This is a genomic window from Dyadobacter sp. 3J3, from assembly GCF_009801115.1.
In the GTDB taxonomy this organism is placed as follows: Bacteria; Bacteroidota; Bacteroidia; order Cytophagales; family Spirosomataceae; genus Dyadobacter.
Genome location: NZ_VTOL01000002.1, coordinates 350,267 through 372,832, shown reverse-complemented (window position 1 = coordinate 372,832; position 22,566 = coordinate 350,267). Strand labels below are relative to the sequence as shown.

Annotated in this window: 17 protein-coding genes; 7 read left to right on the top strand and 10 right to left on the bottom strand. The window is 38.1% G+C overall.

Going from position 1 to position 22,566, the window contains the following annotated elements; translation table 11 throughout:
• The 3 genes from pyrE to FZF08_RS05370 all read left to right on the top strand — a co-directional run bounded on the left by pyrE (position 1) and on the right by FZF08_RS05370 (position 3,766).
• Complete coding sequence (gene pyrE / locus FZF08_RS05380) at positions 1–642, top strand: orotate phosphoribosyltransferase (RefSeq protein WP_159467612.1); 642 nt, start codon at positions 1–3, stop codon at positions 640–642.
• Between the two features lie 220 nt (positions 643–862).
• On the top strand, positions 863–2,962 hold the full coding sequence (gene ppk1 / locus FZF08_RS05375) for a polyphosphate kinase 1 (RefSeq protein WP_159467611.1): 2,100 nt from the start codon (positions 863–865) through the stop codon (positions 2,960–2,962).
• Positions 2,963–3,172: 210 nt separating this feature from the next.
• Entirely contained in the window at positions 3,173–3,766 is a 594-nt protein-coding gene (locus FZF08_RS05370; RefSeq protein ID WP_159467610.1) for a TetR/AcrR family transcriptional regulator, read from the top strand.
• On the opposite strand, the gene epsC is transcribed toward FZF08_RS05370, so the two are convergent.
• Entirely contained in the window at positions 3,759–4,586 is an 828-nt protein-coding gene (epsC, locus tag FZF08_RS05365; RefSeq protein ID WP_159467609.1) for a serine O-acetyltransferase EpsC, read from the bottom strand. The two genes, FZF08_RS05370 and epsC, sit on opposite strands and share 8 nt — an antisense overlap.
• A 249-nt stretch (positions 4,587–4,835) precedes the next feature.
• Here epsC and FZF08_RS05360 point away from each other — a divergent pair, with 249 nt between their 5' ends.
• The 3 genes from FZF08_RS05360 (at position 4,836) to FZF08_RS05350 (ending at position 9,801) form a co-directional block, all read left to right on the top strand.
• A complete protein-coding gene (locus tag FZF08_RS05360; protein ID WP_229216422.1) occupies positions 4,836–5,696 on the top strand; it encodes an alpha/beta fold hydrolase in 861 nt (286 codons plus the stop codon).
• Positions 5,697–5,785: 89 nt separating this feature from the next.
• A complete protein-coding gene (locus FZF08_RS05355; protein WP_159467607.1) occupies positions 5,786–8,389 on the top strand; it encodes a phosphatidylglycerol lysyltransferase domain-containing protein in 2,604 nt (867 codons plus the stop codon).
• 5 nt (positions 8,390–8,394) lie between these two features.
• A complete protein-coding gene (locus FZF08_RS05350) occupies positions 8,395–9,801 on the top strand; it encodes an AcvB/VirJ family lysyl-phosphatidylglycerol hydrolase (protein WP_159467606.1) in 1,407 nt (468 codons plus the stop codon).
• Between the two features lie 229 nt (positions 9,802–10,030).
• Here the strand turns inward: FZF08_RS05350 and FZF08_RS05345 are convergent, their stop codons facing one another.
• The 3 genes from FZF08_RS05345 to FZF08_RS05335 form a co-directional block, all read right to left on the bottom strand.
• Positions 10,031–12,493: a TonB-dependent receptor gene (locus tag FZF08_RS05345; RefSeq protein ID WP_159467605.1), complete on the bottom strand. Its 2,463-nt coding sequence runs from the start codon at positions 12,491–12,493 to the stop codon at positions 10,031–10,033.
• Between the two features lie 180 nt (positions 12,494–12,673).
• Complete coding sequence (locus tag FZF08_RS05340) at positions 12,674–13,204, bottom strand: hypothetical protein (RefSeq protein WP_159467604.1); 531 nt, start codon at positions 13,202–13,204, stop codon at positions 12,674–12,676.
• 104 nt (positions 13,205–13,308) lie between these two features.
• Positions 13,309–14,421: a T9SS type A sorting domain-containing protein gene (locus FZF08_RS05335; RefSeq protein WP_159467603.1), complete on the bottom strand. Its 1,113-nt coding sequence runs from the start codon at positions 14,419–14,421 to the stop codon at positions 13,309–13,311.
• A 255-nt stretch (positions 14,422–14,676) separates the two neighbouring features.
• On the opposite strand from FZF08_RS05335, the gene FZF08_RS05330 reads away from it, so the two are divergent.
• The gene (locus FZF08_RS05330; RefSeq protein WP_159467602.1) at positions 14,677–16,539 is read left to right on the top strand and encodes a glycoside hydrolase family 2 protein; all 1,863 of its coding nucleotides are present in this window, start codon (positions 14,677–14,679) and stop codon (positions 16,537–16,539) included.
• A 108-nt stretch (positions 16,540–16,647) separates the two neighbouring features.
• Here FZF08_RS05330 and FZF08_RS05325 read toward each other — a convergent pair whose 3' ends face one another.
• From FZF08_RS05325 to FZF08_RS05300, 6 genes are all read right to left on the bottom strand, one after another.
• A complete protein-coding gene (locus FZF08_RS05325) occupies positions 16,648–17,814 on the bottom strand; it encodes an MraY family glycosyltransferase (RefSeq protein ID WP_159467601.1) in 1,167 nt (388 codons plus the stop codon).
• A gap of 171 nt (positions 17,815–17,985) precedes the next feature.
• A complete protein-coding gene (locus FZF08_RS05320; RefSeq protein ID WP_159467600.1) occupies positions 17,986–18,729 on the bottom strand; it encodes a glycosyltransferase family 2 protein in 744 nt (247 codons plus the stop codon).
• Entirely contained in the window at positions 18,726–19,292 is a 567-nt protein-coding gene (locus FZF08_RS05315; protein ID WP_159467599.1) for a WcaF family extracellular polysaccharide biosynthesis acetyltransferase, read from the bottom strand. The genes FZF08_RS05320 and FZF08_RS05315 overlap by 4 nt, the downstream gene beginning before the upstream one ends.
• Positions 19,249–20,175, bottom strand: a complete 927-nt coding sequence (locus tag FZF08_RS05310; protein WP_159467598.1) for a glycosyltransferase family 2 protein — start codon at positions 20,173–20,175, stop codon at positions 19,249–19,251. Before FZF08_RS05310 ends, FZF08_RS05315 begins: the two co-directional genes overlap by 44 nt.
• 62 nt (positions 20,176–20,237) lie before the next feature.
• Positions 20,238–21,386, bottom strand: coding sequence for a glycosyltransferase (locus FZF08_RS05305; RefSeq protein ID WP_159467597.1), 1,149 nt, complete (start codon positions 21,384–21,386; stop codon positions 20,238–20,240).
• A 37-nt stretch (positions 21,387–21,423) separates the two neighbouring features.
• Positions 21,424–22,566: a glycosyltransferase family 4 protein gene (locus FZF08_RS05300; RefSeq protein ID WP_229216421.1), complete on the bottom strand. Its 1,143-nt coding sequence runs from the start codon at positions 22,564–22,566 to the stop codon at positions 21,424–21,426.

The window sequence follows — 22,566 nt, the reverse complement described above, 5'->3', positions numbered from 1 at the left end:
ATGGCAGAAGAAACCCAAATATCCCGTAGAGTTGCAGAATTACTTTTAGAAGCACAAGCCATCAAGTTGAGCCCTGACAAGCCGTTTCAGTGGAGTTCAGGTTGGTTATCACCCATTTATTGTGACAACCGCGTAGCTCTATCTTATCCGGATACCAGAACATTTATCAAAAAAGCATTGGCGGACCTTATCAGATCAGAATACCCGGATGTGGACGCGATCGTTGGTGTGGCAACGGGCGGAATAGCGCAGGGTGCATTGGTAGCCGATATTCTGGAACTTCCTTTCGCTTATGTTCGCCCCGAACCTAAGAAACACGGCATGGCCAATCAGATTGAAGGTCGTCTGGAAAAAGGACAGTCGGTGGTAATTGTTGAGGATTTGATTTCAACAGGCGGAAGTTCTTTAAAAGTAGTCGATGTTTTGCGTAATGCGGGAATTGAAGTAGCCGGGATGGTGGCAATTTTTACGTATGATTTTCAGCTTGCTGCTAACAATTTTGAGGAGAAAGATGTCAGTCTGAGTGTACTAAGTAATTATAATGCTTTGATAGCGTCCGCTCTTGAACATGAATATATTACCATGGAACAGGTAGAAAGCCTGAGCCAGTGGCGCGTACAACCTGATATTTGGGGAAAGTAATAAATGAAATTCAGAAGGCCTGAAAGACTTGATTGAGTCTTTCAGGTTTTTTGTTGTTTTGCCTAAATGACGCTTACAAATGGCTAAAAATTTCAGTGAAATTTTAAAAGTTTAACATTGAATGTTTTCAATACATTGTTATATTTCGAGTAACAAAATTAAATCAGCCCTCCATCCTCATAATCCTGTTGCATAATTTGAATCCTTTTTAGTCTGTTAAATGATTGACGTTTCTTACCCCTATTTTGATACGAATTTAAGCTGGCTTTCTAATAATTTCAGACTTCTTCTGGAGGCGAACGATGATACCGTTCCTGTTCGTGAAAGATTGAAATTCATGGGGCAATATTCGTATCAGATAGATGAGTTTTTCAGGGTACGAATCCCTAATCTTCTTGCGATGGGGGAAGTAAGCAAGGATATCAGAACAAAACTTAATGTATATCCTGAGTCGCTTTTAGAGCATGTTTACGAAACCGTAGACAACCAATTACGAGAATTTAATGAAATTCTGGTTTCGCGGATTTTACCTTCACTGAATGATCAGGGCGTTCATCTTTATTACAAGGAGACTTTTGCTCCCGAACATTTATCTTTTGTTAAAAAGTTCTTCATCGACAAATTGTTCCGCTACCTGCAACCTGTTTTTCTGGACGGGCGACGTAATTCAAAAATCTCCTTTTTCGAATCAAAAGAGCTTTATCTGATCGTACATCTGGTTTTTAAAGAAGATCAGGATGAGGATTGGTATGCCGTTGTAAATATCCCAAGGGAACCCTTTGGGCGCTTTATTGAAATGCCTGAGTTTGAAGGCAAAAAGTATGTTGCGTTTCTGGAAGATATTATCCGGGAGAATCTGCCTGTGCTATTTCCTGGATATGAAATTATCGATTCCTACACGTTAAGAGCCGAAAAAGAAACAGAACTAACCATTGAAGATGAATATCCGATGGTAATGGCCCAGCGGATTATTAAGCAACTGGAAAAAAGAAATTTTGTACAGCCTCTCCAGTTTTTTTACGAGTGGGGTATGCCTTTATATATCAGGGAATATTTGTCAAACCGGGCAGGAATGCTCATGAACGAGTTTCATGAGCGCGGTGAATATTTGTATATGCAGGATTTGCTGACTTTTCCGGCATTCTCTAAAAAACTGGATTATCCATATCAGAGGCCAATTCTTAACAGTGAGTTTGAAGAAACAGAGTCTGTTTTTGAGTCAATTCAGCGTGCTGACCAGTTGCTGCATTTGCCTTACCATTCCTATAATCCGATTGTACGGTTTTTCAATGAAGCGGCAATTGACCCTTATGTCAAGGAAATACATGTTTCTCTTTATAAAATAAGTGCAAATTCTTTTATCCTGAATTCACTTATCAGTGCTTCAAGAAATGGCAAAAAAGTGGTTACCTATGTTGAACTGAACGCCAAACTGGACATTCAGGAAAATATGCAGTGGTCAAAAAAAATGAGAGATGCTGGTGTTAAAATTATTTTCAGCATTCCAGGATTGAAAGTACACGCAAAAATGGCATTGATAAAACGACGTGTTCAGAAAGGGTGGGAGCGTTACGCGTTTTTAGGAACAGGAGGATTTTATCGTTTGACAAGCCGGGAATTTGTTGATCATGCGCTGCTTACCAGCCATCGTGAACTTACCAATGAACTCGAATTATTATTCGGATATCTTTATACACAAGATGAGCCAAAAAAATATAAATACTTGCCTTTCAATTTTTTACAGGTAACCCAGTTTACAATTCAGAAAAAACTGGTTGAGCTGATCGATCGGGAAATCAAAAATTCCAACGCCGGTTTAAAATCCTTTATTACCATTAAATTAAGCCAGATTCAGGACCATACATTGATCGATAAATTATACCAGGCGAGTAAATCCGGTGTCATTATTCACATTATTATCAGCGAAAGTTGCGGTGTAATTCCGGGTTTGCCATCAATAAGTGATAATATTACGGTCAGTCGTCATGTGGATCGCTATATGGAAAATACACGTATTTTTCATTTTGGTAATCGTGGAAATGATGAGATTTATCTTTCTTCCTGCGACTGGACTTACCGAAATCTTCACAGACGTATCGATGTGTGTTTTCCAATTCTGGATGAAGCCCTGAAGGGCCAGATGAGGCAGGTTTTAAAGAACTATGTAAACGACAACCAGAAAGCTGTGAGACTGGATTTGTACCAGAACAATCTCCGCATTCCTTATGATGCCAGTACGCCAAAAGTACGTGCGCAGGAAGCCAACTATCGTCTGGCTGAACGCCTTGAAAGAAATATTACGATTCGAAAATCTGAATAATTATTTTAAATTCATAAAAAAAATACCCTCCAACGTATAATCTTATATAGCCGTTTCTGAATTCATCAGGCTATTATTCTTTAAAAAGTACTTTCAAGTTATCGTTGCTTTTCACCTTATCAGGGTAAAATCCGCTTGAGATGTAAAAACTATATGACTATATTTGAAAGGATGTCACTGTCTCTCAATCAATAAACTGAAACACTTAATATGGGAATAGTAGAGCGAAGAGAACGACTGAGAAATCAGGTTCGGTCCGATATCGTTAAAACAGCCAAAGAAATTGCCCGCGAGGATGGGTGGACCGCCGTTTCGATTCGAAAAATCGCTGAGGTTATTGAATATAGCCCGCCTATCTTATATGAATACTTCGAAAGCAAGGATAAGTTACTGGAAGCAATTCGTGTGGAAGGATTTGATTTTCTCCAGGCAGAATTCATAAAAATAAAAAGTCATTTCAGAAATCCTGAAAAACAGCTTTCGGAAGTGGCCAGGTGTATCTGGGTTTTTTCAGTTGAAAATCCTGAGATTTTCCAGGTCATGTTTAATCTGGAAGGAGCTTATTGTGATTCCAAAAGAGTTTATTCCCATGCCATGAACATCCGGGATAATCCGGTTTGGGAAATGATTGCCGTTTTACGCCCTAAATCGGGAGAAATGGTAACAAAAACCTACTACGAATGGTGGTGCCTTACTTATGGATTTATTTCGATCACTATGACAACCCAGCCACGGTACGCTTTCGCCCAGGCGGAACCGATTTACATGGAGGGTGTCAGAAGGTTTATAAAGAGTATTATGTAGCACTGGTCTGGCGTACTTCTATTTTGCTTTGGTGATATACCTGAGAATATGGAGGTACGCTGCGCACCAGCCAGGCATTTCCGCCAATAATTGAATCGTGTCCAATGACAGTATCTCCACCTAATATTGTAGCATTGGCATAGACCACAACATTATCTTCAATCGTCGGATGTCTTTTCTTAGAAGCAAGCGACTTTGAAACGTGTGTAGCTCCAAGGGTAACACCCTGATAAAGCTTAACATGGTTGCCAATAATCGTCGTTTCTCCTATCACTATCCCAGTTCCGTGATCAATAAAAAAGGAATGGCCAATTTCTGCATTGGGATGAATATCAATACCAGTCTGGCTGTGGGCAAATTCCGTGAGCATTCTTGGTAATAGCGGGATTCCCTCCTGAGCAAAACTATGGGCAATGCGATACGTTGCAATGGCTGTGAAACCTGGATAAAGCGCAATTACTTCCTCAATACTAACAGAGGCAGGATCGTTTTCTGTAATCGATTTCGCATCTTTCAAAAGCATTTCATAGATTTCCGGGACATGGTCAAAAACCGAATCCAAAATTTTTTCCCTGCTTCTTTCCAACTGTGGCGTTAAAGGAGAAAGCATGCAGTCCAGACGATGTCTGAGTTCTAAAAATGCTCCCTGCAAGTCTTTGGCCTTATCATTTTGCTGGCAATCCTGACTAATAGGAAAGAGAAAATTGATTAATTTCTGAATAAAAAGACCCGCATCGTGCCTTGACGGTAGTTTGTATTGAAAAGTAGTATTTTGCTCATTTAATTTTTGAAAAAATAATTCCTGCTGGTGGTTGTTCATTATTCCTTATTTTTTTGTTAATGCTTTTATGTCAAACGGCACTGTTTTTGTATTGATATAGGGGAAACACAAAAAGTTGCCGAAAGATTATATTTTAGTTAATTCTTTTAAAATTCTTGGGGTACATGTGTTTTTTATCTACATTCTATCGTATATAGAATTGGAGTTGTGAAGTTATAAATTCTTGGAGTAATCAGGAAACTTATGTTACGTGTTAAAAAATTTCAGTCCCCTTTATTAATAATATTGTTGGCGTTTGCCTTATCATCTTGCTTTTCCAGATACCTTATTTCCGAAAAACAGGTTCGCCGGCATTATGCTAAAAAGGATATTCGTCCTGAGATCAGGATTATTAAAAATGATACGCTGTCACTTTGTATAGCCAGCGTTGGCAATGATACCCTTCCGATGTTACTTCTTATCCATGGGGCGCCGGGATCGTTGTGGGGATATATGAATCTGATGGATGATCAGGATCTGCAAAATCATTTTCATATTGTGTCGGTTGACAGGGTCGGATATGGAAAATCTCGCCTCAAAATGAAAAAGAAACGCAAATATGTAACTTCAATAGAAACACAGGCAAAAGCACTTTTACCGGTTTTCGCTCTAAATCATTCAGATCAGAAAGTTACCGTTTTAGGAAGATCATACGGAGCTCCGATTGCGGCAAAAATGGTTTCACTTGTTCCTGAACAGGTTAAAGAGTTAATTATGGTTTCTCCGGTTATTGATCCGGAAAAGGAAAAGTTCTATTGGTTTTCTAAATGGGGGAGAAATTCATTGGTTCAGCTTTTTTTGCCGGGAGCTTTTAACACCGCGACCGCTGAGAAATATTCTCATGCGGATGAATTAAAAAAGCTGTTACCTGTTTGGCAAAATCTTAATATTCCTACAACCGTGATTCAAGGTGGAAATGACTGGATTGCGGATCCTTCAAATCTTGATTTTGCCAAAAAACACATTAAAAGCAAAAAATCTCAGTATATTCTATTGAACAATGCAGGTCATATGATCACCTTCACGCATTTGGAAATGATAAAAGAGATGCTGCTTCGCAGTCAGTTATTCAAGGAAAAAATTACAGCTGTTGACATGAAAAACGAATAGAATAGGCGGTATTTGGAAAGTATTTGTTACTCTTGGAATAATTTTCACTACATTTCTGTCTCTCCCCGATATTAAGTGGCTGTCGTTCTATGGAAAAAGTATCAGATGCATTTAAGCCAGGCTTCATCTTTGTAACAGAAAATAAAAAGATTATTTCAAGAGGTTTAATCGCTGTCGTCTGCATATTAATGGCAGTCTGGTTTATTAGACATGAGGAGGCAGAGGTAAGAAAAGTGTATGGTTTAATGCAAACCGCATCACCAGTTTATATTTTACTGGGGCTTTTAGTTACCACTGGTTATATTTTTCTGCAAGGAATTATGTACCAGTTTTCTTTTAAAGCACTTGGGAAAAAAATAGATTTGATTACACTTACCGAATTATTTCTAAGAAGAAATTTTATCAGTGTCTTTTTGCCAGCCGGAGGAATTTCTTCGCTGGCTTTTTTTACATCCAAAACGGAAAGAAAAGGAGTAACAAAAACTGAGGTACATCTGGCTTCTTCCATTTATGCCGTTTGCGGTATTGTCTCTGTTTTTGTAATAGCTATTCCGGCGATAATCTGGTTATTGTTTCAAAATTCTATCTCAAATAGTGAATTGTACGCGTTTGGCGGATTATTCATCCTCATCTTGCTTCTGTATTTTGCCATTAGATCTTTCATTGATCGTGGCAGGTTTTACAATTTTCTCCTAAAATATCAGCCGGATCTTGAAATTGTGATGGAACAAATGTCTGACGGGCGTTTTTCCATTGTTGCTATTGTAAATTGTTTGCTGTTTTCCGTTCTCATTGATTTGGCCGGAATTCTTCATTTGTACATCGCATTTTTTGCTTTAAACGTGACTGCTCCGTTTGAGGCCGCGTTCATGGGCTATCTGGTAGCAACAATTTTTTTGATTCTGTCACCTTTTTTAAGAGGAATCGGAGCCATTGAACTTTCGCTCAGCGTGCTTTTGGTTCAGTACGGTATGGATAGTGTGGCGGCGATTTCGGTCACTATGATCTATCGTTTTTTTGAATTCTGGGCGCCTTTTATTGTAGGAATGCTTACTTTTTTGTTCAAAAAGAATAATCTGATATTGAGAATACTGCCCGCATTTCTGATATTGATTTTGGGAATTATAGATATTGTATCCGTTCTAACTCCCTCAATCGCGTCACGGGTTCAGGAATTGCAAGGATTTATTCCGCTTGGTTTTATCGTTGTTTCCAATTATTTCGTGCTGCTTACAGGCGTTGTTTTAATTTTCATGTCAGTTTTCCTGTTAAAAGGTTATAGGACTGCTTATTACCTTTCATTAGGATTATCTATACTTTCACTCGTTGGTCATCTTACCAAAGGAATTGATTACGAAGAATCGTTAACGGCCGCTTTTGTGCTTTTGGTTTTACTATTTACAAGACAGCAATATTTTAGAAAAGGAAATAAGAGATTTCAGTTATTTGGAATTCGGACCGTTCTGGTATCAATCGGATCCGTACTGGTTTATGGAATTATTGGCTTTTATTTTTTGGATAAAATTCACTTCAATATCGATTTTTCCTTTCCTGCTTCTATTAAAAATACATTATTATATTTCGCTATGATCGGAAATGATCTGGATCCGAAAACGATTTTCGGGCAGGATTTTCTGTATTCGCTCAATTTTCTCGGTGGCCTTTGTATCGCTTTTTTGGTATATACAGGAATTCGTCCCTTGATTTTTAAACCGGAAATGGAAGAGGAGAGTTGGACAAAAGCGAAAGAGCTGGTAGAAAGATTTGGCGATTCGTCGCTTGATTATTTCAAAACTTACCACGACAAACTTTTATATTTTGGTAAACAAACAGAAGGTTTTATTGCTTACAGGGTCGGGATTGGTTTTGCAGTTGTTTTGGAAAAACCGGTTTGTGCGAATGAAAATGATATGCGCTTGCTGATAAAAGAATTCGATGTGTTTTGCCGGGAAAATGATCTTGAATGTACCTATTACCGCTGCGACCAGGATGTGTTGCCGATATTTCATTCATTAAATAAAAACTCACTTATTATTGGTCAGGAAGCTGTTGTGAATCTGAAAACATTTTCATTGGATGGAGGTGACAAAAAATCACTTCGAAACGCAGTTAAGAATATTGCCAATAAAGGTTTTTCGGTCAAAATTTACGCAGCTCCGGTGAAGGATGGCGTTTTGCAGCGATTAAAAGCGGTAAGCGATGAGTGGATTGAAACAACCGGTTATACCGAAATGGTTTTCTCGCAGGGAATTTTTGATAAGGATGAACTTAAACAGCAGACCATTATAACGCTGGAAAATGAAGATGAAAAAATCATAGGTTTCGCAAACGTCATACCAGATTATGTGCGAGGCGAAGGTACGTATGACCTCATCCGCAAAACAAAAGATGCACCAGGAACAACGCTGGATGCGATGATGATCGAAATCATAAAATATTTTCAATCGCAAAATTTCGATTACCTGAATATTGGAATGGTACCGCTTTCGGGAGCCGAGGAAAATAAAGATATTACGGAAAGAGCTATCAAATTTGCCTATCAGAATGTGAAGCAATTTGGCTATTATAAATCGCTGCGTGAGTACAAAAGCAAATTCTCACCGGAATGGAAAAGTAAATATTTGATTTACGATGATGCCTATGCTTTAATTCGAATTCCATCCGCTTTGAACAAGGTTGTTAAAATGAAATAGAATTTATGAGATTTAGATTGGCTTTTCTTTTATTAGTTCTTTCGATTTCAGTGAAAGCACATAACGCGGATTCCTTGCAATATGGCGTTTTTGGTAAAGTGAAAATATATCAGCCTGGTGTGATGCCCAAACAACTCGTTCTTTTTATCAGCGGCGATGGAGGCTGGAATCAGGGGGTTATCGACATGGCTGAAAATTTCGTTTCGATGGATGCCATGGTGGTGGGAATCGATATCAGGACTTATTTTAAAAACTTGAAAAAGACAAAAGCTACCTGTTATTACCCAGCGGCTGATTTTGAAAATTTGAGCAAATTCATTCAAAAACAATATCATTACAAAAACTACCTCAGTCCTCTTCTGGCGGGGTATTCTTCTGGTGCGACTCTGGTTTATGGAATTCTGGCACAGGCTCCGGCCAACACATTTTGCGGAGCTATCGCATTAGGGTTTTGTCCGGATATTCAAATCGATAAACAACTTTGTATGGGATCTGGATTGAAATCGCATTCTTTGGGTAAAGAAAAGGGATTTTATCTGGAATCAGCGACTAATTTGCAGGAACCTTTTATTGCCTTACAAGGAATGCAGGATCAGGTTTGTGATTTTAAGACCACTGCCAGCTTTCTGAAACAGATTCCAAATGCTAAAACAATTGCGCTTCAAAAAGTGGGTCATGGGTATTCTGTACAAAAAAACTGGGTACCGCAATTAAAAGACTCTTTCAATGAAATTATTTCAAAAAAAATTGCCGAAGTGAAAAATAATTACGAAGAAATTAGTGAGAGTCAATTGAAAGATTTACCGATCCATGCCATTTCTTCGTCGTCAAATCCGGAAAAACCAATGGTTCTCTTAATCACGGGAGATGGTGGCTATACCAGTTTTGACCAGGCTTTTTGTAAGGAAATCGCTGATAACGGAATGCCGGTTATAGCCTTGGATGCATTAAAATATTTTTGGAATGAAAAAACACCAGCATCTACGACGGCAGATGTTGAAAAACTGATATCTTTTTATAAAAGCAAATGGCAGCGTGATGAGGTTATTTTGATAGGATATTCTTTTGGTGCGGATGCATTTCCTTTCATCTACAATAATATGAATATAACAATGCGTGAAAGCGTGAAGTTACTGGCCATGTTATCGCCCGCTACCGAAGCAGATTTTGAAATACATATTACCGATATGCTAAGCCTGCCTCGTGGGAAACGGCAATATGACGTATCAAAGGAGGTAAACAAGATTAAAAATTTGAAAATTATGTGTCTATATGGATCCGAAGAAGATCCGGAAATTAAGACAGAAATTACGAATAAGGAAGTAAGTTTTGTTACCGTTCCCGGAGGACATCATTATAATAATGCGTATAAAGAGCTTGTTGATATTATTATACAAAAATATGAAAAATAGTAATTTTCATTGAAATTGTATTTTTTAGATTTCTATTATACATGGTTAAGTACAGAATAATTTGTAATATTTCTGAATTGACAGCAAAAATTATTGCGCTCTGAATTTTCAAGAATTTATTTTGCAAATTCACTTTTACCAAAAAAGAAAACGACCAGTCAATGACCAGCCGTTTGTCTGAATTAATTAACCTAAGAAAAAAATCTGACACCGAAAATGACTTTTCGGGTCAGATTTTAATACCTAACGAAACAACGATACTTCTTCCATCAGAAGTCCAGATACCCGCTCCCGGATACATTGTTGGGCGTTTCGTGTAATAGCTTTTATTAAGGATATTATTTACTCCAAATTTCAAATTATATCTTTTTGCAATTTTTAGCGTTCCGTTAAAATCCCAAAGACCGTAAGATGGTACTTTGCCTTTTGCCGCATTGGCCGAAGGTTCAACCGTATTAAGCGCATCCGAATACAAAGAACTTACATAACTGTATTGCAAGGTTGCAAAAAACGTGTTGTGAGCAAATTGTAAACCATTTCTGGAAATCCAGGTTGGTACACCTTCCAGTTTATTTCCTGTTGTATTCAGGTTTTCGTTATTCAAAATTGAGCTTCCTTTAATATAGTATGCGTCAAAATAGGACGTGGATGTGAAAACTGAGAATTCTGTTTTACCTCCGTTTCGGCCTTGAACAGAAAAAGGTTTATACTCTGTGTAAAGCTCAATACCTTTTGTCTTGCTGTTTCCGGTATTTGTCCGGAGAATATAATCCTTTCCGGCCGCGTCCTTCATAGCCAGCGTTCCCATTCTGTTTTCATATAAAATTTGAAAAATACTTACGTCGTAAGAAAAAGTATTGCCGATTTTCCCATTGATCCCGACTTCAAGATTGTAACCTTTCGAGTCTTTCAAATTTTTATCAACCTGCTCTAAAATAGAGCCTGGGATTATATCTTTCAGCACAGTTGGACGGTAAGCCTGTGAAAAGCCAGCATAAATCCGACTATCAGCATCCAGTTTATACTGAGAACTGATCCCAAAAAGAGGGAAATGGTGCTTGATTTTATTGGGAAGTGCTTCGGGCTGGTAATACGTGATCACGCCCGTCATATTGGTCGTTCCGTTTTCAACCCGGAAACCTGGCGTTACCGATAATTTTGGTGTGATATAAAGTAAGTTTTCTATAAAGAAAGCAACGTTCTTCGTTTTCAAATGAATATCTCTTCCCCAAACCGGATTGGAAAGGGATAAGTCAAAATCGCTGCCCGTTGTACCTTTTCCTAACTGGCGGCGACGAAGATTGTTTTTCATAACCTGAACGCCACCAGAAACGAAATTGTTCAGGCGGCCAATCCGATATTGATGAACGAGGCGCAGCTCAGATGTGAAACTTTTAAAGTTATCAATATCAACCTGACGTGGTTTATATTGATTTGTTGCCTGGTCAATAGCGTCAGGAACATTGGCAAAAGCATCTATTAAAACACTGTTTCTACTACCGTAAACGCCTGAATTCGTCCAGCGAAGTTTTGTAGACGGACTGATTTTCCAATCCAGGACAATGGACGGGACGTAAATATCCGGATTGAAATAATTTCTGGAACGCGTCGACTGACGCGGATCTTGTGCAAACATGGCATCTGTTAACGGTCCGGGAATTTGATAAACGTATGAAGAACGTCCCAACTCAGCCTTAACTTTTAAATTTTTGGTAAATTCATAAGATAGACTTGCAAACTGGGATTGTGCGTCAGACTTTGAATTCTTCCGATAGCCATCAGAATGTCTTTTTTGATAATAAGCAGAATAAGTAAGTTTTCCTACCTTTCCGCTAACGGAGTTATACGAACTGAAAAGTCCATAAGAGCCAGCAGAATTGATAGTCTCAAAAGTAAATGCTTTGGTAGTATCCGGTTGTTTTGAAACATAATTAATCATCCCGCCAAATTGTGCACCATATTGTAACGATGCTGTTCCATGAACAAGTTCTATTTTTTCAATGGATTCCATCGCAGGGCTGTAATGACTGGCGGGATAGCCATACATATCGGAATTTGTGATTACCCCATTTTGACGAATATTATATTCCCAGGAACGGTGCGGATCAAGTCCACGGGTTGAAATGTTGATCTGGTTTCCGCTGCCATCCATATCGTAGACAAACACACCTGGGATTTTAGCGAAAATCTGACGTCCTGTTTTCTCGGCGATATTTGCATTAATGCCGCCAAGTTGAAGTACTTCATTTTTCGTTCCGGCAATCAGGTAAGTATCGTGTACGTCGGGTAATCTTTCAACCTGAATGCTATTTTTCTTTTCCTCAATAACTACTTCGTCAAGACTGTTTATATCTTCTCTCAACGTAACCGTAATATAGTCTGACTTACTGCCGGAACTTTTAGTTTTTATTTTTTGAGAAAAATATCCGATCGAAGTGATGTGAAGAATGTGTTCCTTTGATTCGGTATTCTCAATTTTGAAAAAACCTTCTTTATCTGTAACGGTACCTTTTTTAGAATCTACAATTCTAACACTTACCCCTTCGATACCAATTCCGTTGCTGCCGATAATTCTACCGTTAACATCGGTTTTTTGTGCGTAAGAGATCAGGTTAATGAAAAGAAATAGGGTCAGAACTGCATATTTAAAAGACAGCAGTGATTTTATAATTGTAGAATTTCTTAGCTGCATAAATTTATAAAAAAATTCATTTTGGATAATTTGAACAGGATTATTTGGCTCTGTTGTGTTACACAGAGTTCATCATCAAAAGTTGTTTTCAAATAATGAATCAATGCACGAATTTTAATCGCACAATGTCATTATTGAAAGCCTTTGAGCCTTCTTAAATGGAAGATTGAGTAAAAATAATCAGCTGAGCAAATCAGGCGGGGGAGATGGAATACTGGATTCCGGAATCACAGGAGAATGGGCCATATACTGAAAAGTTGCAGGCGCAGACCACTCAAAAATGTAAAATGTATGTTTACAGCCAATGGCCATATACTCTTTCAGAAAATTTTTCAGAATTGATCCTGTCGCTCCTTTGTGCGCATCAGAATTTGTTTTGGCGTGGTCCTCAAAAGTGGAAACCATACTCCAAAATCTTTCTCTTGAAGTTTGACTAAATTCGCATCGAACATACAGAGTATCGTTTACGATCTGTTTTGATACAATTTTATAATACTCATTACCTGTCAGAAGTTCTTCATTGGAAGGTAAAGTACTTTCCCAATTGCTGAGATAAGGCAGGGTTAAAGGAAATTTAAGTAGAAGGTCACATCTTGATAAGGAAGATTTGATTGCGTCATTATCATCTTTTTCGAGCAAATTATAAACGGAAAAACCCATCATATTGAAGATGAGAAGTCCGAATAATAATATGGATAAAGGCTTTTTCAAATAATCGTCTGGCAATAAATTTCCCTAATTTGGTAAATATACCTTGAAACCAACGAAATTCAATTTGTGACTTGCCTAATTAGTAAAATTTGAGAGTCAATCTTTTAACGTGCAATTTTCCTTGTGACAAATTTACCAAGTTGATCCGTTACGCGGACAATGTATAATCCTTTTGCCAATTGACGCAAATCAAGCTGCTGACTCCACTGGATCAGATTTTCTGTTGTGTTGATCTGTTTTACAATCTGACCGTTCATATTGATAAGTTCTACACGAAGCGTTGTGGCTGTTGCACTTTTCACGCTAACCGTCAGGAAATCTTCTGTTGGGACTGGAAATGCTTCAACAACCATAGTCAGATTATCGGAGTCGGGTAATGAAGTTATAAGGCCAGAATCGTTTACAGGGACATACGGAGGGATTTCTACAACAGGACCGGGCTTATCAATTACCGTGATCAGACCTTCGCGGTATGTTTCGGATATTTTGATACCATCTCTCCACTCGTCGATCACAACAGCATAAATATATTTTCCCAAAAGATCAGGAGCGTTCCAGACAAGTTTTTTACTGGTTTGATCAACATAAAACATCCCTTTTTTATTTACGTCGTTCGGGTAAATATAAGTATCGTTCAAACTACGCACGCCACAGGTTCCCGGAGATGTTTTGCTAAGTTTTTGTAAATGCGCCGTAGTACTATCAGAATCCGTAACCGTAGGTTTCAAATCAATCTTGAAAATTTGTTTGGAGCCGGCTGTAAAAATCGGAAGAGGTAACACTGGAGTTGAGTTGGAAACCTGCGTATCAATCACCGTCCACAAAAACATCTCGGATTGATCTGAATTTGAGAAATTAAGAAGATTTGAGGTCCGATTATTTAAGTTTGTGGAAATCTGAAAAATACCAGAAGACGGATAAGTATAGGTAACATCGTAAGTACCAACGGCAACTCCGCTTTGATCACCCGATAATACATCGAAACTTGACCTCTTGACCTCAGCCGTTTTGCCATCACCAAAACATATCATGACACTATTTTGTGCAGCCGAAGCTCCTGAACTTTGAGGCGAAACATCAAAATAAATCTGTGCAGTAATTTTATATGTCTGGCCCGATAGATTGACAGCTCTGATCTCACCTCCAAGAAGGTGTGAGGCATAACTGGCTGAACTACAAAGGCAAAGTAAAAGTACTATTCGGTAAAAAGCGGACATTCGGAATCAGGTTTGCGTTGCAAAGTATTTTACAGCTTTTAAACGAATAAAAGGCATTAATTCGTATTATTTTGCATCTGGAAATACCAAGTATTTGCAAGGTAAAACTTTGAAACAATAAATTAAAATCCAGATCAAAATCTTTCAAAATTTATGCTCTGACGGAACCTGAGTTCTTATACCTTCATGATCACAGTAGAGCTGTTGTTTTTTTATCTTTCTTTAGCGTATATCTCATTTAAACCTCATGTTTTAATGCAAAAATTATTTGCCAGTCTGGTAGTATCCGCTGCGATGTCCTTCCAAATTGCAACCGCACAGCAATTCGGAAGCTGGAAGATGGTGGAAGGGAAAATTTCAACACCCTGGGCCCAAAATGTAAATGCTGCCAATCCTCACCCGGAATATCCACGTCCTCAACTTATACGTGAAAAATGGGTAAATCTTAATGGAATATGGAGCTATTCTATTGTTCCAAAAGTATCTTCGGAGACGAGACCGGCAACTTTTCAGGGAAATATTCTGGTTCCGTTTGCAGTTGAATCTGCATTATCCGGAGTTGGTAAAACAGTAGGAAAGGACAGCGTTCTATGGTATAACCGCAAAGTCAATTTTGCCTTAAAATCAAAAAATGAAAATGTGATATTGCATTTCGGTGCGGTGGATTGGGAATGTGATGTTTTTGTTAATGGTCAGAAAGCGGTTGCTCATAAGGGTGGTTACGATCCGTTTTCAATTGATATAACTTCATTTCTTGTAAAAGGAAATAGCCAGGATATTTCTGTAAGAGTTTGGGATCCAAGTTCTGACGGACCGCAGCCACGTGGAAAACAGATCAAAAATCCAAATAGCATCTGGTATACGCCGGTTACCGGAATCTGGCAAACGGTTTGGCTGGAAACTGTGCCGTTAACTTATATAGCCTCAACGCGAAATACTCCCGATATCGACAAAGGAAGCGTCGTGATTAAATCGACAGTTAAAAATGCACAGCCAGGAGATATAATCAAAATCACTGCCTTTGACGGTACCAATTCTGTTGCTGAAAAAGAATTTTCACCGGAAGAAGATGGTATTTTGAGTATCAAAAGTCCCAAACTATGGTCGCCGGAAAATCCTTTTTTGTACGATTTGAAAGTATCATTGGTGAGAAAAGGCAAAGTGGTGGATGAAATAAAAAGCTATTTTGCGATGCGCAAAATTTCAATGAAACCGGATCAGAATGGTATTCAAAGAATGTTGCTGAACAATAAATTTGTATTTCAATACGGACCTCTGGACCAAGGCTGGTGGCCCGACGGCCTTTACACTGCGCCAACAGATGAAGCGCTAAAATTTGATATTGTTAAAACAAAAGAAATGGGTTTTAACATGATAAGAAAACATGTAAAGGTTGAGCCCGCAACCTGGTACAATCATTGCGATAAATTGGGAATGCTCGTTTGGCAGGATATGCCCAGTGGTGATCTTGGAAATCACTGGGAACCCAACCCAGGGATTACGGGAAATGAAACTGAGCAAAATCGTACTCCGGAATCTGAAAGTATTTACAGAACCGAGTGGAAAGCCATTATGGACGCAACCTACAATTTCCCTTCTATTGTTGTTTATGTTCCGTTTAACGAAGCCTGGGGACAATTTAAAACGGCTGAAATTACAGAATGGACGATGAAATATGATCCGAGCCGTCTTGTAAATAGTGCAAGTGGTGGTAATTTTGTTCCGGTAGGTGATATTATGGATTTGCATCATTACCCTGCTCCCGTCATGCCGCGCCCGGATTTATTTGGTGCAAAACAAGTGATCGTTCTGGGTGAATTTGGTGGATTAGGGCTCCCGGTTCCAGAGCATACCTGGCAGCAAAAAAACAATTGGGGATATCAAAGCTTTAAAAATAGGGAAGAACTATACGCAAAATATGAATCCTTTATCAACAGCTTTGAGCCTTTGATTAAAAGAGGCTTGTCGGCGGCAGTATACACGCAGACAACAGATGTAGAAATTGAAACCAATGGTTTGATGACCTACGATAGAAAGGTTATCAAAATGCCGGAAGCAAAACTTATGGAAATCCATAAAAAATTATATAACGTTGCCTGGGGAAACTCAAATCCTTAATGAAGATAGATATGTGATCGTAAAAAAAGCCACTCTAAATAATCAGAGCGGCTTTTTTTATATAGTTATTTTTTTTAATTATCTGATTTATAGACGGTTGGTTATCATTTAATTTATGGACGGGTGATTAAGGAATTTTTTTTTCTCCTTTATTGTAACAGATCTTCTTTTTAAATAATAAGCAATAACCATGTAAGCGATAAACATGACGATATAAATGTAAAAAGAAGCCGTATTAGAAATATCACCATGGAAAGTGAAAAATAACGCGGTATTCACAATGGTAATCATCCAAAGTGTAAAAGACGCCCAAAAATGATTGAGGCCGGAATCAATAAGAATGTGGTGCATGTGATTTCTATCCGCGATGAATGGAGATCCACCTTTTACGATTCTTACGATGAATACACGAAGTGTATCGAATATTGGAACGATCAATAATACCATGACAATAATGGGCGCGTTGAAATAGGCACTGCTGTCGTTTTTGTAGCCAACATTCAACGATAAAAACTCAACTGCAAAAATGGATAAGAGATATCCAATGATGAGCGAGCCCGTATCACCCATGAAAATTTTACTCGTTTTGGAGAAATTAAATCTCAAAAATCCTAACAGAGAGCCGGACATAGCAAAAGCCAGACAGCCGAAAGAAAAGTGATTATTTAGAATAAACCAAATACCGAAACCTATACCGGCTATCAGACTGATACCACCAGCGAGGCCATCAATTCCATCAATTAGGTTGATTGCATTAATAATGGCGATAAATACGAAAACGGTGAGCGGAATGCTTACGTAATAGGGAATATGATGAATTCCGAAAATACCGTAAAAGTTATCTATTTTAAAATTTCCCATCGCTACCAGAATCAGCGATGCACAGATCTGGACCAGCAGTTTCTTGGTTGAATCTAACGCCAGAATGTCATCTTTAAGGCCCAGGAAAAACAAAATGATTACACCCGTCATAGAAAGGCTGATCAGGTTCGAATCAACAATGTTGTCAGAATGCGGCCAAAGGAAATAGGATATTAACGTCGAGGCGAATATTGCAATCCCTCCCAAAGTCGGTGTTTCTGTTTCATGAGAACTTCTGAAACCAGGCTTTGCAGTTAGATGAAGAAGATTCGAAAGATTTATGATAATTGGAATCGAAATAATGGACAAGAAACAGGCTATTAGAAAGGAGAGGATGCATTGATACACATCGTGATGTATCATATTGTTGAAGATTCCTTCACTTAATATATAGGTTGGTAATTGTAGTTCCATGATGATAGTGGTTGAATGATCGGATTGTATATCAAATATTTCAATCAGATTATTTTCAAATTTGACAAATTATTAGGAGAATTTATAATCTAACTCCCTGAAAGTCAAAATAGTTATTTAAAGGTTGATGCTTTTATTATAGTGTGTTTTGTAATTTAAATTCTTCTGGAATCACAAAAACTGGACGACTTTTCTGATCGGCTTAAACCATAAAGTAAAAAACCTTGGTTTTATATCGTTCACAAGCCAGGCTTTTCTATCGTTACTATTAGCCTTAATTCGATTTTTTAAAGTATTGTTACTTACACCACCGGTTCTCATTTTTACTAAAACCTTAGGAAGATAAGTCAATTTTATTCCATTTTTGAATATAAAGCGCAGCATTATTTCATAATCTGCTGCACTTCCCATGTCAAGGCGAAAATTACCATACTGGTTATAACATTTCTTTTTAACAAAAAATGTAGGATGCGGTGGCATCCATCCCATCAAAAAGGAATTGGGCTTATACGCACCCGAGACCCAATTTCTCTTGATTACTGCTTCGTTACGGCCATCAACATAATTCAGATCACCATAACATCCGTCCGCATTAGTTTCATTCATAGCCTTTGCAACTTGTGAAATTATGGTTGAATCCGCATAAAAATCATCCGAATTCAATATCCCAATAACATCACCTGTTGCCATCATCACTCCTTTATTCATTGCATCATAAATTCCCTTATCCGGTTCACTTATGAATTTATCAATTTTCGAACCATAAGACTTTATAATTTCCTTGGTACTATCCGTCGAATTTCCGTCAATAATAATGTATTCGATGGAATCAAAATTTTGGCTCAACACAGATTCGATGCAATGCCTGATGGTCGCAGCTCCGTTATATACAACCGTAATAATGCTAATTTTCAATTTGTCAGATTTCTCGTTTTAACAAATAAACAGGGATTTCCCTGGTAAATACCATACGCATCCAAGTCTTTGGTAGCGACCGAATTAACGGTTAAAACAGCATGTGAATGTACTGTAACCCCAGGACAAACAGTCGCTTTTGCGCCAATCCATGCTCCGTTCTCTATTCTTATCGGACCTAAAATAAGATCAAACGTACTCTTTGTATAATTGTGATTTCCGGTCAGTATCATAGCACCTTGAGATATACAGCAATTGTTGCATAAAGTAACATTTGTCAGATTGTCAATCCACACATTTTCTCCAATCCACACATAATCCTCTATTACCAGAAACCAGGGATATTTAATATTCACCTTCGGTTTGATCGTTACGCTGGCACCAATTTTCGCTCCAAATGCTTTTAAAACCGCTGCTTTGATAAACATTGGAATCGGTAAGTAGGTATTGATAAATATCCTCCCAATAACATGCCAGGCTAGTTGCTTTAAAATGCTGCCAGGTTTATACCAGCTGTTATTATATTTTGACAGACTGGTTTGGGCTCTGGAGGTCTTTTCCATATTCTGTCCTAAAATGTGATACAATATTTTCTTTTTCCTTTCCAGCCCTTTGATACACTTCGTATATCTTGGCATCCACTAAAAAACGGTACCAGAAACCTTGTAAAAAATGCCAGATCAATCCTTTTTTACCATCCAGAAATCCTCCCTTGAAGATAAATCTGAAAGTAAAGTACAAAAACGGTCGTGTAAAAAGCGGCAGATTGGCATACTTGATTTTAAGAAAACGGGTCCGTTGTTCCTGACTTCCCCAGAAATCCGGCGTTACAGTTTCCTTATTTCCAAAGTTATATTTAATATTCAATAAATCTATGACTTCTCGTATTGCATAATTATTATGTTTCTGTGTCCACCAGGTCAGGTTATTAAGATTATGATCAACGATATCGTTTTGAAGCTGAGCGGTTATACCACTACTTAACTTGATATGTTCGTCCATCCATAATTCCTCGCAAACACCCAATCCACGACGCCAGATCCTCAGAAGCCAGATTGGATAATAACCGCCATGATTGATCCACTGGTCCATAAAAAAAACGCGTCTTTTTACATAAAGACCGGAAATATTTTCAGGAGTAGTTGAAAGTGATGTTTTTAATTCTTCCGCAAGCTCGGGTGTGATATATTCATCTGCATCCATCCGCATCAGCCATTGTGTCTGGAAAGGATTGTTCTGAATTCCGAAATTGAATTGAAACGCGTAGGAGACCCATGGATTCTGAACTACGGTAGCACCCAATTCTTCTGCAATTGCTACCGTATTATCCGTTGAAAATGAATCTATAATGAAGATTTTATCTGTAATTAACAGAAGGCTTTTGATACAACGCCCTATGTGTTTTGATTCATTATTCGTTAAAATGATGACGGATAAATCAACCATAAAGTGCCCGGGAATTGTTAAATTGTACAGCTAGTGTATGTTAATAAGATAGTCAAAGATAACTACATTTTTTTAATTTTCTTGTACTCTTCTAATAATTGGTTTGCTACTACTTTTATATCAAAATTATCTGTCACCATCTTAAAGGCATGTTTTCTTATTTCATCTGCATAATTTTTATCTTGCAATATTTTAAGAAGTCCGCCCGCAACACCTTCACTGGTAAGGGGTGTTAGATAGGCGGCGTTGTATTTTTTAATATAATCTCCGAAACCTACTCGGTCCGAAACGAGTGCAGGAACTTTGGAAGTCATCGCTTCCAGAACTGCAATTGAAAACCCTTCGGAATAGGAGGGAAGTACGAAGAGATCTGCATCGGATAATGCTTCTTTTTTAACTGTATCGGTTAACATCCCGACTAGTTTTATTTTATCAGACAGGTTATTTTTTTTGATAAAGTCTTCTGTTTCTGATAAATATCCATCATCAGGACCGGCAAGAATAAGAACGGCATCTGGTAATTTCTCATGCACTTGCTGGAAAGCGGGTAACAGCAAATCCAGGCCTTTTTTTATGTTAAGCCGCCCCATAAACAAGATCATTTGTGCAGAAGCAGCTATGTCATGTTTTTTACGGAATGTACCTTTTTCTGGTAAATGGATATATTCGGAAACTTTCATTCCGTTGGGTACAATCACCATATTGGCTGGCCGGTAACCCAGATACCGGATCACATCCTCTTCTTCATCCATATTATTGATCTGGATCAAATCGGCTTTACCCAACAATCTTTTTTGATACAATAAAGTCACAATATCTTTTTTCCATTTGCTATGAGCAACGGCCCATTTATCAAGCAAACCGTGGATAGTAATTACCAAAGCCGCTTTATGCGGGATTAAAAACGGTGCCAAACTCCCGAAATGCCATATTCCATGCATATGGATGATATCGTATTCGTTAATATGCAATTTCAGATAATCATACATTTCAATCGAAAATTCCCGGTAGAAATTACTGATCGGCGTTGTTCTTTTGCACTCAATTAATCGTGCACCTTCAGGAACAGGATACATTTTTTCTCCGGGTGTCATCGGACTTAAAATATCAACCTGATGGCCTTGTGCAAGTACTTCATTCGTATGATCATAAATAATCCTTGCAGGTCCGCCGATTGCCCACGTGTAGGCGCATATATTCAGAATTCGCATATTTTCAATAAATTAATGGTACTATTTAAACAAAAACCTAACGAAGATTTTTGTAACAGCTTACCATTGCTTTGGCTACGGTTTTTGATGAAAATGGGTGTATTAATTTTAGAGATTCCTTTCCCATGGAATCAATTTTTTCAGGATTTTTCAGGAAAAATTCGATGGCGGTTTCTAGTTCAGATTGACTTTCAGGATTAAATAAAAATCCGTTTATTCCATTTCTGACCAAATCTTCGGCGCAGCCGCATTTTTCAGAAACAATTACAGGCATGCCGCAAACCATCGCTTCATTTACTACCAACCCCCACGGTTCTGATTTGCTTGGCAAAATCAATATATCGCTTTTTGCCAGCCAGGCTGGAACTTTGTACCATGGATGCCCTCCGGCAAATTCAATGGTCTCATTTTTTAGCTCAGCTCCTGATAGCTCTTTTAGCTTTTCTTTTGCAGGTCCGTCGCCTACGAAAAGCAATGTCCAGTCAAACGAACTATTACTTTTTTCTTTCACGGAAATGAAGGCTTTGATCAGTAATTCAAGGTTTTTCTCTTCTGCCAGCCTTCCAACATAAACGAAACTGCGTTGCCTTGTTGATGGATTTATTTCAAAAGTTTGATGTCTGGCCAGATCAAAATTCTTTCTGATAACGTCTTCATCTATAACGGCGGCATTGGTTACGGCAATTTGATGTTGGTTGACGCCCAAAGTCAAAAGATAATCAGCTGATGATTTTCCAAAACAAAAAAAAGCATCCGCCTGATTTACGATCAAGCTTTTGATTTTTTCTTTTAAAGGCGAACGGCTATGATCCATGGACGAAGATTCGGACGACAATACAATTTTGACTCCCTTCATCCGGGCGTAAATCATCAGCATAACCTGTGCGTAATCAAACCATCCCGTTACATTTAAAACAGTCGGTTTGAATTCATCAAAAGCCTTAAACAATGCTTTTACTCTTTCTCCGAATTTTACTTTGTCGAGGCTGGTTTGAAATAGAACTTTGTAAGGATATTCATATTTCACAGCTTCATCGTCCTGCATTACGCTGCGACTTGCTTCATACAGCGCAATGTGAACAACCAGAAATTCGCTTTTCGGACTTGTAGCCGAAATATTCTGAAAAATCTCACTGAAAAGTTTCGACTTATAATGCGCCCATAACTGATTGTGAATCAT